The following is a 13974-nucleotide window of genomic DNA, read 5'->3' on the forward strand; positions in this document are numbered from 1 at the left end:
TAAGAAATATAAAAATAAGCAATAAAAAACTCCCTCAAGTATTTCGCCGTTCTTGAGGGAGTTTTTTTGTGCTTACAGTGAATTCTTACAATCCTTCAGCTACTTATAGTATACATTATTTTAGAATTTTGTCTATTATCCCCCAAAAAAATCATATCTTTCTTTATGAATATTTTAAGGCATATATAACTAAATATAGAACTCGATTTTGTCTTCTTTTGCTAGTTGGAATTGTTCGAAGATGTGGTTCCGTATATTAACAAAGTTAGCCGATGTACGGTCTGTTCTGTCGATGATGTTTACAGGGATTATAGTTTGTACTCGACCTGGATTTGCAGATAGTACTACAACGCGGTCTGCAAGAACTACGGCTTCTTCAATGTCGTGCGTAACGAATACAACTGTTTTACCTTCTTCACGGCAGATACGAGAGATTTCGTCTTGCAAGTTGATGCGTGTCAACGCATCAAGAGCGCCTAGTGGTTCGTCCATAAAGATAATATCTGGATCCACCGCTAGTGCACGGGCAATGGATACACGTTGTTGCATGCCCCCAGATAGTTCTGCAGGATAGCGATTGCGAGCATGATCAAGGCCTACCATTTTAACGTATTTATCGATGATAGCGGGACGCTCTTCTTTAGGCACCTTTTTACTTTCAAGGCCTAACTCAATATTGCTTTCCACCGTACGCCACGGCAACAAACCATAGTTTTGGAATACTGTTACATATCTGAGTTGAGGGGCTTTTACCTCTTCACCATCGATAGTGATGGAACCAGATGTAACGAGCTCAAAGCCCGCCATAGCGTTTAATAGCGTACTTTTACCGGAACCAGAAGGGCCTAAGAGGCAAATAAACTCGCCCTTTTCAATGTCTAAGTTGATATCTTCAAGAATGGTGAGTGGTTCCCCATCTTTCATAAATTCCTTGTGTGCATTGCGCACCGAAATGTAACCCATGAGGCCACCTCCTATTTCTCAATACCCCAACGTTTGTAAATCCATTTTTCGATGAGGGATACGCCCCAATCGAGTAAAAGCCCAACGAAACCGATGGTTAAAATGGCTACCATCAAAAGATCGTTACGCAAGTTATTTCTCATATCGATGATAAGGAAACCAAGGCCCGTTTGAGATCCTACCATTTCACCTGTTACAAGGAAGATCCACGCTGTACCAAGGGCGATGTGAAGACCAGATGCAATGCCAGGAAATACGGCGGGCAACACGATTTTAAATAACAACTCTGGCTGTCTAATACCAAAGTTGCGCGCCACCTTGATATATACAGGATCGATATTTTGGATGGCAGACACCGTAGATAACAGCACCGGGAAGAACGCTGCGATAAAGATGATAACGATAGCTGGTGCTTGACCGATACCGAAGAATAGAACGATGAACGGCAACCACGCCACAGGAGAAATCGGTCGAATGACTTGAACGATTGGATTGATGTAGTTCCAGATTCCCTTGTACCACCCCAAGATAAGGCCGAAGAATACGCCGGCCACAACGGAAATGATGTAACCAATGAAGAACCGTACTAAACTATCTGCGATATCCTTAAAGAGAACGCCGTCTCCGATGAGTTCTCCAAAGCCGACCAACACCTTATACGGCGTTGGCAATAGCGCTTCATTAAAACCGCCGAGGCGAACGATTAACTCCCAAATTAGCCAAACTGCGATAAATGAACCTGGCACATATGTATATTTCTTCATGGTCCCCCTCCTATGGTAACAACGATGTATCTACAAACTCTGAATAACTCGGCACTTTTTTGATTAAATCAATATGTGTCATGTGATGCACAAGCGCATTATAACGGTCCTCTGTAAGGGCTAAATCTTTAAACCCAATCACTTTGAGGGAACGTTCAATAACTTGGTCATTAAACTTCATGTACTTTGAGGAAATCTCCTCTTGTGCCTTTGGATGCTCGTCTAAATATGTACCTGCATCGAGATAGGCTTTTGTGAAAGCTTTTGCCAAGTCATGATGTTCATCGACGAATTGACCATTAAACACAAGAGCACAGCAAATATTATCATGCCAGAGATGGTCAGGATCTTCGAAGACCTTCCCAGTTCCCATTTCAAGGGCTAGAGAGCCAAATGGTTCGGCTACACTATACCCAGCAATTTGTCCTACCGATAGAGCAGAAGGCATTTCTGGAGGGCTCATTTCTACGATTTGCACATCTTTTTCAGAAAGACCCGCTTCTTCAAGCATGCAATCCACGAGAATTTTTTGAGTTGATTGTTTATGAGGGATCGCAAAAGATTTGCCTTTTAAGTCTTGAACGGAGTTAATATCCTTATTGACGATGATAATATTACCCTCTGTATGACCAAGTGCAGCAGCACGGACATCAATGCCTTGTTCACGAGCCTTTACACCAAGTTCAACAAGAACAGCTGCGGCATCTACCTTACCAGTATTTAACGCATCCATAAGCTCTGGCCAAGACCCATATTTAACAAGCTCTACATGAACAGGACCATCTGCCGTTTCTAGCTCTTTTGCAGCAAATACTGGTAATGCATGAGTAATTGGTAAATAGGCTACGCGTACAGTCTTTAAGTCTTGTGCCGTCTTTGGTTTATGGTGTTCATGATAACCATAGGCGATGCAGCCAATAACCAAGAGAACCACTCCGATGATTAGATACCAAGTCTTCTTCATAACTTCCCCTCTTTCTACCTCATAACAAGGGGCGTTTTTGACACATGTCTTTTTTCGCACTTTTCTAAAACCTAGATGAAATATGGTTTTAGAATACCTCGTTTCCAAACTTATTTATACCCTACTATATCAATATGTATTAATTCTGTCAACAAAACATAGTAATATTGTAGGTATTATTATTTGGGTGCGAAAAACATCTATATATTAAAAATAGGTAGCACCCAAAGGATGCTACCTATTTGCAGTCGTTATTTACTTGTTAGACTTACTTGAATATAGTCTTTTTATTCAATACATATACCTCTGATGTACCGGCTTCGCTAAATTCTGATACATTTGGGTAAATAGAGGATTGACGGAAGTGCTTAATTTCGCCTTTTGGAACGATTAACATCACAGGTTTACCAGACGCGATAATCTTGTTAAACTCTTCTTCATTGACTTGTTCCATAAGATATTTTTTTGCCCATTCAGCACTGCGTTTTCTTAATTTATCTCGATCATCCCAGCGACTTTCATCACCATTGATTTTAATAATCTTATGACCTGTGTAGTATACAGTTGCTGTACTATAGCCGTTATAGTAATATACATCGCCATCATAAGAATCTACTACTGGTACTACATCAATATTACTACGTTGTTTAATAAATGGCTCTAAGCCTTCTACAACAACGATAGAGGATATCACCATCGTACCAAGGACGATAATAGTGACTAAACGATAGCCTCTTCTTGTAAACCATGCGTGAAGCATAAGTAGTACTGCTATAGCCACCACTACGTAGAGCAAGAAATAGAAGCCCCACGGAGCGAAGAACGTACCCGCTACATAGGCAATCCACAACAGCAACGTCGGCCCCACAATAATCCATTTTAAAGCTCTAGACTTACCTTTACGAATAAGCTTCATAACGCCCATGGCACCAATAGCACTAAACGGAACGAGGCTAACAAAGGTATATAAAGGATATTTAGTAGCCATCAAGGTATAGAATAAAACAATACCTACACCCCAGGTCATATTATAGATAAAACCTGTATGACGTTGTTTTAAACCATCGATAATACCGTAAATAACGGCCCCTGTCCACGGCATAGAAGCGCCGAGGAAAATAGCCAGATAATACCACCAAACATTATCTTCTGGATGCTCGGATTGTGTGGCACGTGTTACATTGTGAAGACCTAAGAAACCATCGATGAAATCTTGGCCGTGAACGCTGTACATGTACGCATACCACGGGAAACAGACTGCACAAAATGCTAAAATACCACGCCAATCAAAGATGGCTTTCACCATGGACCAAGAGCGGTTGATGCCTGCAAAGACAAGTAATATCATCCCCGGCAAGACAAGTGCTACAGGACCTTTAGTGAGTACACCTAGCCCGGCAAATACATAGGCTACAATCATGGCATATGGTTTCTGTTCCACCATCCCCTTGTAGGAGTAAATCATGACCATCAATGTCGTATATAGTAAAACCATATCCGTAATAATGCCATGAGCTACGATCCAGAACATGAGAGATGTACCCAGAACAGAACCACCGATGAGCCCAAGCGCCCATTTACCGCTTATAGTGCGCATCGATTGATACATAGTCGCTACTGACAAAGCGCCAAAGATAGCACTTGGTAGACGAACCACCCAATCGGCGATACCAAAAAGTTTAAAACTAAGGGCGATAAGCCAATAAATCATAATCGGTTTGTCGTACCAATAGGTACCATAAATTTGAGGAGAAAGCCAATCACCAGAAAGAACCATTTCCTTCGCGGTTAACGCGTAATTAGATTCAACAGGATCGGTAATAGGCAACATATTATTGCCGAACATGTAGAACACGAGCCACACAATAAACATGACTGGTGTTAAGCGAGAGAGTTTCATAAGGCCCCTCCTTATCGACGATTGCGATAGTATTTAAAGCCCAGTACTGCAGCTATAATAACAAACACAACAACCATAACAATCAAGAATTCATGATTGTATTCGATAAGATCTTGCCAATTTTCACCAAGTATCTTGCCAAGGTAAACGAGCAAAATCGTCCAAGGAATCGTACCAAGAACTGTCCAAATAATGAAGTGCCACATTGGATAACGCGCCATACCTGCTGGGAAAGAAATGAAGGTACGAACACCAGGTAAAAGGCGACCAAAGAATACGGCCGCACCGCCGTATTTATTGAACATCTTTTCTGCTAATTCAAATTTATGTTCATTAAAGAATACATATTTACCGTATTTTAATAATAGAGGACGACCACCATATTCACCCATCCAGTAGGATAATACGGAGCCAACGATACCTGCCAAAGTACCTACGACCATCGTCGTATGCATATCAAACACGCCTTGAGCGATCAAATACCCGGCAAAACCAAGGACGATTTCACTAGGAATTGGAATGTTAGCATTTTCCAAAACCATAGCAATAAACATGGCTGCATAGCCATAAGTTTCCATAAACGAAATAATATATTCCACGTTTTTACCCCTTTTAAATCCCATATGGGTTCCATTATGTCCAGTTTTTTGGGCATAATATTTTCATTATTACCATACCTGTTCGGTATACCTTATATTTTACCATAATAAAAAGGCCCTCACCACAAGGTGAAAGCCTTTTTACCATTTAACTGTATACGATTATTGCAATTCAGTAGTTTGAGTTGTTACTTCACGAGCCGTAGTAAATGCAGCAAGTTCTGCATCACCAGAACCAAGGATTACTTTGTTAGCTACTAGCGCATTAGCCGCTGTTTTAGCATCTTGTAAAGTAATTCCAGCACGAGGAGCACTAATTGTGACTGATGTGCTTTTACCACCGACCGTAGAAAATGTAAGATATACAACGCGTTTTTCCGCCATGTGGGCGCCTCCTTTCACGTTTCATAAACAAGTTCTCGAATTTAGATAGAATAGGATGATCTTTGTAGCTCTATAGCTCTGTAACTCTGCAATTCTGTAATTACACAAATTACACTCAGATTAAATATATCTATCTACGATTCATATCAATAAGGATGGGAATGTGTGGACTTGCGATTGCTACACCCTTTTACGACTATGTAAGGATGTATGAAATCAGCAATTTAGGATGTGTTTGGAGCACCTAAAACAAGAATATGTAGATAATCTACAATTAATGTCCTAAAGATACTTCATTGACGCGGACCACGTCGGACAAGCTGTGGTCATACAAGGCTGCCAGCGCATTACCAACGGTTTTCACATTATCGTCGGACGCTTCTTCTGCAACACGTGTATAGGTTACGTCTTTGTACTTCGGCGCATCTTCGGTACCGATGTTAAAACGCAACACCAATTTAGTGCGTTTAATGTTAGCCATCGTATCACCTCCTTTCACCCTCTTATATTCCTGAGGGTCCCTCTCGACAACCCCCGCTATAGTAATTAAGGTAATCATTGTGAAAGTTTGGGAATTACAGCTTCAACTCTGTACTTATTGCAGTATTAAAACAATACGACTTTTATAAATACAAAAAGACCTTTACCAATTCCTAGTTATACAAATATATAAATAGGAACCGTAAAGGTCTATAACCACTATAGAGCACCATTAGCAATAGTACCGGTATGTTAAAACGCTTAAATTCGACACTATTCGGTTTTCAAGGCCAACATGAAGTCATAAGCTTTAACAGCTGCTTCTGTATCTACAAAATGGAACGGATTTAGCATACGACAGAACTTAAAAAGACATTCGTGTTTGCGTAAGATTTCTTTTACATGCAATACCGTATCACGTGCTGTACGGGCTGAACTATAACCATTCATCATGGCGTATAGATAAGAAATCGGTAGGTTGTCCTCACGCAAGTAACTGTGAACAAAGATAAGTAAATCCAAACCTTGCGGTGTTAATTCAGGCCAACGACGGCCATTTTCCCAATCTAGTAAGGTAATCTTATCTGTTTCTGGATCATAGGTAATATCACGCATGGCAGGACGCCCATGAGATAAACCATAGTCATGTAACTGACCTAAGGTCTTCCCAAATATATAAAAGATATGTGTTACCATATCATCCAAACTATTGTCATCAGGATGTTGCGCAGGCAATTGACTATAATAAGTTAAAGTATTACCACACGCTTCGGTAACAAAGTAATGTTCTCTAAAGCCTGCAATCGTAGGTGCTACAGGCAACTGTGTATTCACAAAGGAAATTTTATAAAACTCATAATCAAAAGAAGCTCTAGGGGCTGGCTTAATCCAACTAGAGCGATTATTACTAATATCTTGTTTTACATAATATTTTTGGTTATTAAATTCTACAGGAAAAACACGATGGTCTTTCTCTTGATCAATCATTCGATCGATATATTCTAATAGCATATCATTCATTATATCCTCCCTGTGTATAGCACTTAATAATATTAAAAATCCCTTTTATATAATCGCTCAATCAAAGTAGACGTTCTATATACAACGAATCTCCCAATCGTATAAGTTCTACATTACAAGCCTAACATTATTATGATTTATGAACTGACGCTATTATATAAGTCATTGCTCATATAAGTGTATACAATCAATATGCTCATTATACTATAATTCTCAATTGATATCAAAATTAAATTTATTTATAAAACTAGTATTTAATAGAAAAACCCCCTAGCCTAAGCTAGGGGGTTCTTCTGGTAATTATGATAATAGGTTTAGATATAGGACAATGCTAGGACCAACTGAGGTCACGTCCTAATCAAACGAATTAACCTACGAATTTAGTCACTGCTGCAGTGTCAGTTAAGTGACGTTTAGGCATACCCATTTCATCAGGGGAGATGCCAAGAGCAAGACCCACTAATTGGGACATGTGCAAGATTGGCATATCTTTGCCACCGCCAACAACTTCTTTAGCTTCTTTTTGGAACATATCAAGTTGCATTTGGCAAAGTGGGCAAGGAGTTACTACGCAATCTGCGCCTTCTGTAGCTGCATCTTTGTTGATGGAGCCAGTCATTTGCATTACGGAATCATGCGCAGGGTATACAGCATGGAAACCGCAGCAATCGAGCTTACGGGAGAAGTCGATTGGTGTAGCACCGATAGCAGAAATCAAATCTGCTAAGGATGTAGGCATTTGATAATCTTCGAAGCCCAATTCAGTTTGAGGACGAAGAATATGGCAACCATAGTATTCAGCTACACGTAAACCAGTTAAAGGTTTAACAACTTTAGCTTTCAATTTGTCCAAACCGTAATCGCGGATCAATACCCATAAGAAATGAGTAATATCAGTTGTACCGCGGTATTGTTTACCGATTTGAGCTAATTTTTTATTAACTTCGTTCTTTTCTTTTTCGTTTTTATCAAGCTCGTTTTTAGCTTCACGAAGCATCAAAGTACAAGTGTTACATACAGTTAAAAGGTTCAAACCTTTTTCTTCTGCTAATGCAATGTTACGTGCGTTTGTAGCAAGTGTAATTTCTGGAGCGATATCTTGAACGTGGGACGCGCCGCAGCAAGTCCAGCCGTCAAGCTCTTCCAACTCGATGCCTAATTTTTTAGCTACAGCAACTGTTGCTAAGTAATCTTCTTTGGCAGCGCTTTCAAGAACGCAACCTGGGAAAAATGCGTATTTCATTATTTGCTTACCTCCTCAGCTGCTTTCATAAGTCTGCGAACACCATCAATACCGTTTACAGGTTTTTGAGGTACTACAAGTTCAAATGGATTGATTTTGCTGTGTTTCCACAAACGTAAAGCATAGAATGCTTGTTTAGCGGAATCAACAACGCCATCAGATTTCAAGCTCATAGATACTTCTTTCAAGCGACCAGTTTTGTAGAGGTCGTCTTTGAAAGCAACCGCATGGCGAACGCCTTTGCTGTTAGTAAGACCAGCTTTAGTAGCTTCTTTACGCAAGTTAGAAATATCCACAGCAGGTTTTAAGTGTTTAGGACAACGGGAGATACAGTTCATGCAGTGAACGCATTTCCAAAGACCATTGTCGAATGCAGGTTGAATGTGAGCCATAGGTGCATCATCACGGCTATCCAATACGAAACGGTTAGCTTTTGTGAATACATATGGTTCTAAGAAGTCGTCTTCGCGAGCAGTCAATTTGTTACATTCAGATGCACAGCAACCGCAAAGGATACATTCTGTACCAGCAACGAATTTTTTGAAATCAGCTGGAGTTTGGCGAACAATTTTGTCACCTTCGTTGAATTCAGCTTTAAGGAAGATCCAAGGAGCAACCAATTTCAAACGATCAACTTTTGCTTCCCAGTCAACAACTAAGTCACGGATAACGCGGAAGTTGCCGATAGGTGCAATTGTTAATTCATCAGTACCATAACGTTCTGTTAATTCGTCGATTTTAGCTTCGCAACCAAGCATTGCTTCGCCATTTACGCGAACGGAGCAAGCGCCGCAAACTGCGGAACGACAAGCTGCCAAGAATGTTAATGTTGGATCTTGAGTGTCTTTAATTTTTTGAAGGCCCCAAAGAATTGTACGGTCAGCTTCATAGTCGAATTTGAAAGTCTGTACAAACGCGCGACCTTGTTGGTAACGGTGGATATGATAGGTGATTTGTCTCATCTTAGTACTTCCTTTCTTGTGGTTCGTATTTAGTGAACACTACGTCGCGTTCTGTTAATTCGTACTCGCCATTTGCACCCAATTTGATTAAAGAGTGTTTTAAGTATCTTTCATCATTACGTTTTGGATGGTCTTCACGGATATGAGCACCACGAGATTCACGACGGTGTAAAGCGCCCATAGCAATAGCTTTCGCTACTGTTAACATGGAACCGATTTCACAATAGTTTACGAATGCCATGTTGTAAGTACGTTCAGGGTCACCTACATAACAAGTTTTGTAATCTTCCATCAATTGGTCGATTTCTTTTAAAGCTTCAGTGATACCTTGCTCGTTACGGAAGATACCTACTTTATTCCACATTGCATCAGCCAATGCATCGCGGATTTCAACTACAGGACGGCCGCCTTCACGAGTAGTTACTTCAGTGAATTTAGCTTCCCAAGCTTTAGCAGCTGCAGCCAATTCTGCATCTACGTTAGGTTGTTCATGTGTTTCAGCATAGTCAGCTGCACCAGCACCGGATACTTTACCGAATACTACGCCGTCAGCCAAGGAGTTACCACCTAAGCGGTTAGCACCGTGGATGGAGATACAAGAAGCTTCGCCGGAGGAGAACAAACCAGGCACTTCACATGCACAAGTTTTGTAGTCAACTACGTCGATACCGCCCATTGTATAGTGACATGTTGGACGAATAGGTACTGGTTGTACTAATGGATCGCAATGTTCGAAAGTCATAGCCAAGTCACGGATACCATGAAGTTTTTCGATGATAACTTCAGGACCTAAGTGACGAAGGTCAGCTACTACGTATGCGTTAAGACCAGAACCGAAACCACGACCTGCAGCGATTTCATCTTCGATTGCTTTCGCTACAACGTCACGGGATGCCAATTCCATTTTGTTAGGCGCATATTTTTTCATGAAACGTTCGCCTTCAGCATTAAGAAGGTAACCACCTTCACCACGAACCGCTTCAGACATCAAGATACCAGTACGACCAAGACCAGTTGGATGGAATTGGATCATTTCCATATCTTTCAATGCATTACCAGCGCGGAATGCTGCTGCCATACCATCGCCTGTAGAAAGGAATGGGTTTGTAGTACGAGTCCAGAAAATACGACCTGCACCACCAGTAGACAAGATAATTGCTTTTGCTTTAATTTGCTCTACTTTACCTTCTTTCATGTTCCACACAACTGCGCCACCAACGTGACCGTTTGCGTCTTTAACAAGATCTAAAAGGTACCATTCTTGTAAGAAGTGTACGCCTTCTTTCAAGCATTGTTCATAAGTAGTGTGCAAAATTATGTGACCAGTTTTATCCGCAGAGTAGCAAGTACGTGGATAAGATTGACCACCGAAGTTACGTTGAGCAATTTTGTTTTGCTCTGTACGAGAGAATGGAGCACCCATGTGGTCCATTTCAAGTACGCCTTCTGGACAACGAGAGCAGAAGAATTCGATCGCATCTTGGTCACCAAGATAGTCAGAACCTTTTACTGTATCGAAAGTATGCGTTTCAATAGTATCTTCAGCTGCTACGTTGTTCAAACATGCATTGACACCGCCTTGTGCCATTGCTGTTGCTGAACGGGTTGGGAAAATTTTAGTAATAAGAGCTACTTTTAAGCCTTTGCGACGACCAACTTCAAGAGCCGCGCGTTGACCAGCGCCACCGCTACCTACTACTAGAACATCAAACTGTTCCATAATGACCTCCTCATAACTACCTATTAATAAGAAAACTTGTTAGACTATCTCATTTCAAAAACTTATAAAAATTTTTGATAACCTAATCATTTTTCTTTCAAGAAAAACCTCATACTTATGCGATTTTTCTTATTTCTTACCTATAATTATAGAGAGCATTTTTAGTCATGTCTAAACCCTATTATGCATAATTAATTTTGATTAATCTAATTGATAATTTATTTCACTTAATGTTTTTTAGGTAAAATTATGAGAAAAAAAAATTGTAATATGAATAATTTTCACAAGAACTTAAGGATATTACGAAAGTAGTTCGGTTCCGAAATTTTTGTATATTTTTATTTCTCCTAACACATATGCGATTCCCATAAATACTAGCTTTTTACTTTATCTCAACTGTTCATAATAATTAATATCCGTTAAATTCCTACTAAAACTACCTCGAATTTAACTATCGAAAGTCATCGTTTTTTTTCACCCATAACAAGTATTTATCTCTGTGATAATAATTATCACAAGTTTTTTTAGTGATTTCTTTCACATCATCCAAAATCAATAAAATCTTAGTCATCTATGCGCATACGGCAATCTTCGATATAGTTCATCTTTATTCATTAGTAGAATTCATTAACTTTCAGTATTTCACCATTTTTAGGGCTCCAAAACATGAAGAAGAGGCTTATAAACTCGCATAGACGTTCATCTTTTGCTCATTCCCATTGTATAAGGTATGATAATAGATAAATAAGTTATATAATATTATATATATAGTCACCATATATGGTGTTGTGGCTTTCACAATAAAAGAAAGCTTATATATATAATGACTATATTATAGTAGTTGGAGAGCTATATATTTAACTCATACATAAGGAGAACAGAGAATGAAAATTTTACTTGTAGAAGACGAAGAAATGCTGAATGGCATTACAGCTAAATATTTGCGTGCTGAGAATATGACTGTTGATACATGCTTCAACGGTCAACAAGCGATTGATTATGTTAACACATCTAGCTATGACGTTATCGTAATGGACATTATGATGCCGATCCTCGACGGCATTAGCGCTCTTGCACAAATGCGTAACGATGGCAATACAACACCTGTATTGCTACTAACAGCAAAAGATTCCTTACAAGATAAAGTAACAGGCCTTAATACTGGCGCTGACGACTATCTCGTAAAACCTTTTGATCTTGAAGAATTAACAGCTCGTATTTATGCATTGGCTCGCCGTAACGCGCGTCATGCACAAAACGACATCCATGTTGGTCCTCTTACTATCAATGTTCCACAACGTACAGTTAAACGCGATGGCGAAACGATTACATTGACAGCAAAAGAATTCGACCTCTTATTCTATTTAGCAAGTAACGAAAATATCGTATTGTCCCGTCAACAAATTCTTGACCACGTTTGGGAATACGATTATGAAAGCTACTCTAACCTCATCGACGTATACATTAAAGATTTACGCAAAAAAATTGATACCGATGAGAATGTAAAACTCATTCAAACGGTTCGTGGAGTAGGGTATGTCCTCAAAACTGAAAACTAACGATCCCCACCGGGATTTGGACACCATGTCCGGGGCAGCCACCGATTTATTCAATCGGCTGCCCCTAACCTTTAAAATTATGTCTTGGTATACCATCTTTTTGCTCATCATTTTGATGGTTGCTTCCGCATGGATTTATGCATATACACATGAGTCCGATAACAAGGAAGTACGAGAACGTTTGCAGCAGCAAGCGATGATTATGGCTACGGATATTCGAAAGTTTAAACCCTATCAAGATAATACATTCTTCTTCGTATCCACCCAAGACGGTTATATTATTAAAGGCGCCTTACCGGATGGTTTCCCTAATCAAACAGTCCTTTCCTTAGGACAGGTTGGAGAAATCGCTGTTGGTGATGACACCTTCTACTACTACGATACACCGGTTAACGAACCGAATTATCGTGGTATTTTGCGTGCCGTTACAAAGGTAAAAACAGCGTCTAAAAAGACTGAAAACCTTTTATACAGCTTACTATTAGGAGATGTTATATTCTTACTGATCTCCTCACTAGGTGGTTATCTATTTATCAAGAAAGGGCTTAAACCAGTCCGAACCTTGACCAAAACAGCTAAAGTTATCGGTAAGAACAACGACTTGAGCCGCCGTATCGACATTCCTGATCGCACTGCGAAGGATGAAATCTATGAACTAACGACCACATTCAATCGCATGATTTCAGGTCTTGAAGATTCTTCAAACCGTGAAAGACAGTTTAGTTCTGACGTTTCACACGAGTTGCGCACACCGATTGCGGTTATTAAAGCAGAAAGTGAATTTGCTTTAAAATATGGACGTACCGAAGACGATTTGAGGGAAGGTTTGACACATATCTTAGAACAAGCTAAGTTTATGACAAATCTCGTAAGCCAATTACTTGATGTGGCTCGCTTGGAGAATGCCCAAGATCTTACCTTTGCCCCTGTAGATGTATCAGGGATGCTGACGAATATGGTTCATGACTATACTCGGCTTTGTGCAGAAAACACAGAAAAGCAAATCTCCATAACATCTCAAATTGAGCCAAATTTACGCATGACGGCTCACGAAGTATCCTTGCGTCGAGCTATTACAAACTTAGTGGATAATGCTATTAAGTTCACAAATACTACCATCGATATTTCCGCAAAACTCGTAGGCCATGAGCTCGTTATTACCGTGTCAGATAATGGTATTGGTATCGAGCAAGAAAACCTAGAGCACATTTGGGACCGCATGTATCAAACGGAACAATCCCGTAATAAAAAATCAAATCACGGTATCGGCCTCGGCCTGTACTTTGTAAACAAAGTTATTAGCTTGCACCACGGCAAAGTAACAGCCACTAGCGAACCTCAAGTAAAAACTACGTTTACCGTGCGATTACCGTACAATCAAAGTGAAGAATAAACTAAAGGGACTGACCAATGGTC

13 protein-coding genes are annotated in these 13974 nt (G+C 39.9%); 2 read left to right on the forward strand and 11 right to left on the reverse strand.

Annotation, left to right across the window (positions count from 1 at the left end; genetic code table 11):
* Positions 1-189: 189 nt before the first annotated feature.
* The 11 genes from KH364_RS06105 to KH364_RS06155 form a co-directional block, all read right to left on the reverse strand.
* A complete protein-coding gene (locus tag KH364_RS06105; RefSeq protein ID WP_024043691.1) occupies positions 190-963 on the reverse strand; it encodes an ABC transporter ATP-binding protein in 774 nt (257 codons plus the stop codon).
* 11 nt (positions 964-974) lie between these two features.
* Positions 975-1727 carry an ABC transporter permease gene (locus tag KH364_RS06110; RefSeq protein WP_273298977.1) on the reverse strand — a complete coding sequence of 251 codons (753 nt, stop codon included), beginning with the start codon at positions 1725-1727 and terminating at the stop codon, positions 975-977.
* A gap of 10 nt (positions 1728-1737) precedes the next feature.
* Entirely contained in the window at positions 1738-2691 is a 954-nt protein-coding gene (locus KH364_RS06115) for an ABC transporter substrate-binding protein (RefSeq protein WP_273298978.1), read from the reverse strand.
* Between the two features lie 268 nt (positions 2692-2959).
* Complete coding sequence (locus tag KH364_RS06120) at positions 2960-4591, reverse strand: glycosyltransferase family 39 protein (protein WP_273298979.1); 1632 nt, start codon at positions 4589-4591, stop codon at positions 2960-2962.
* Positions 4592-4602: 11 nt separating this feature from the next.
* On the reverse strand, positions 4603-5190 hold the full coding sequence (locus tag KH364_RS06125; RefSeq protein WP_009352227.1) for a DedA family protein: 588 nt from the start codon (positions 5188-5190) through the stop codon (positions 4603-4605).
* A gap of 162 nt (positions 5191-5352) precedes the next feature.
* Complete coding sequence (locus KH364_RS06130) at positions 5353-5574, reverse strand: DUF2922 domain-containing protein (RefSeq protein ID WP_009352278.1); 222 nt, start codon at positions 5572-5574, stop codon at positions 5353-5355.
* A gap of 274 nt (positions 5575-5848) precedes the next feature.
* The gene (locus KH364_RS06135; protein WP_009352393.1) at positions 5849-6055 is read right to left on the reverse strand and encodes a DUF1659 domain-containing protein; all 207 of its coding nucleotides are present in this window, start codon (positions 6053-6055) and stop codon (positions 5849-5851) included.
* 272 nt (positions 6056-6327) lie between these two features.
* Complete coding sequence (locus KH364_RS06140) at positions 6328-7074, reverse strand: hypothetical protein (protein ID WP_273298980.1); 747 nt, start codon at positions 7072-7074, stop codon at positions 6328-6330.
* 367 nt (positions 7075-7441) lie between these two features.
* Complete coding sequence (locus tag KH364_RS06145) at positions 7442-8317, reverse strand: CoB--CoM heterodisulfide reductase iron-sulfur subunit B family protein (protein WP_009352218.1); 876 nt, start codon at positions 8315-8317, stop codon at positions 7442-7444.
* The gene (locus tag KH364_RS06150; protein ID WP_273298981.1) at positions 8317-9279 is read right to left on the reverse strand and encodes a succinate dehydrogenase/fumarate reductase iron-sulfur subunit; all 963 of its coding nucleotides are present in this window, start codon (positions 9277-9279) and stop codon (positions 8317-8319) included. The genes KH364_RS06145 and KH364_RS06150 overlap by 1 nt, the downstream gene beginning before the upstream one ends.
* A gap of 1 nt (position 9280) precedes the next feature.
* Positions 9281-10999, reverse strand: coding sequence for an FAD-binding protein (locus KH364_RS06155; protein WP_009352437.1), 1719 nt, complete (start codon positions 10997-10999; stop codon positions 9281-9283).
* Positions 11000-11883: 884 nt separating this feature from the next.
* Here KH364_RS06155 and KH364_RS06160 point away from each other — a divergent pair.
* Together KH364_RS06160 and KH364_RS06165 are read left to right on the forward strand one after the other, a co-directional pair.
* Positions 11884-12558 carry a response regulator transcription factor gene (locus tag KH364_RS06160; protein WP_004698139.1) on the forward strand — a complete coding sequence of 225 codons (675 nt, stop codon included), beginning with the start codon at positions 11884-11886 and terminating at the stop codon, positions 12556-12558.
* A complete protein-coding gene (locus KH364_RS06165; RefSeq protein WP_273298982.1) occupies positions 12536-13951 on the forward strand; it encodes a HAMP domain-containing sensor histidine kinase in 1416 nt (471 codons plus the stop codon). Before KH364_RS06160 ends, KH364_RS06165 begins: the two co-directional genes overlap by 23 nt.
* The last annotated feature ends 23 nt before the right edge of the window (positions 13952-13974 follow it).

The organism is Veillonella sp. oral taxon 158 (genome assembly GCF_018376515.1).
GTDB classification, from domain to species: Bacteria; Bacillota; Negativicutes; order Veillonellales; family Veillonellaceae; genus Veillonella; species Veillonella rogosae.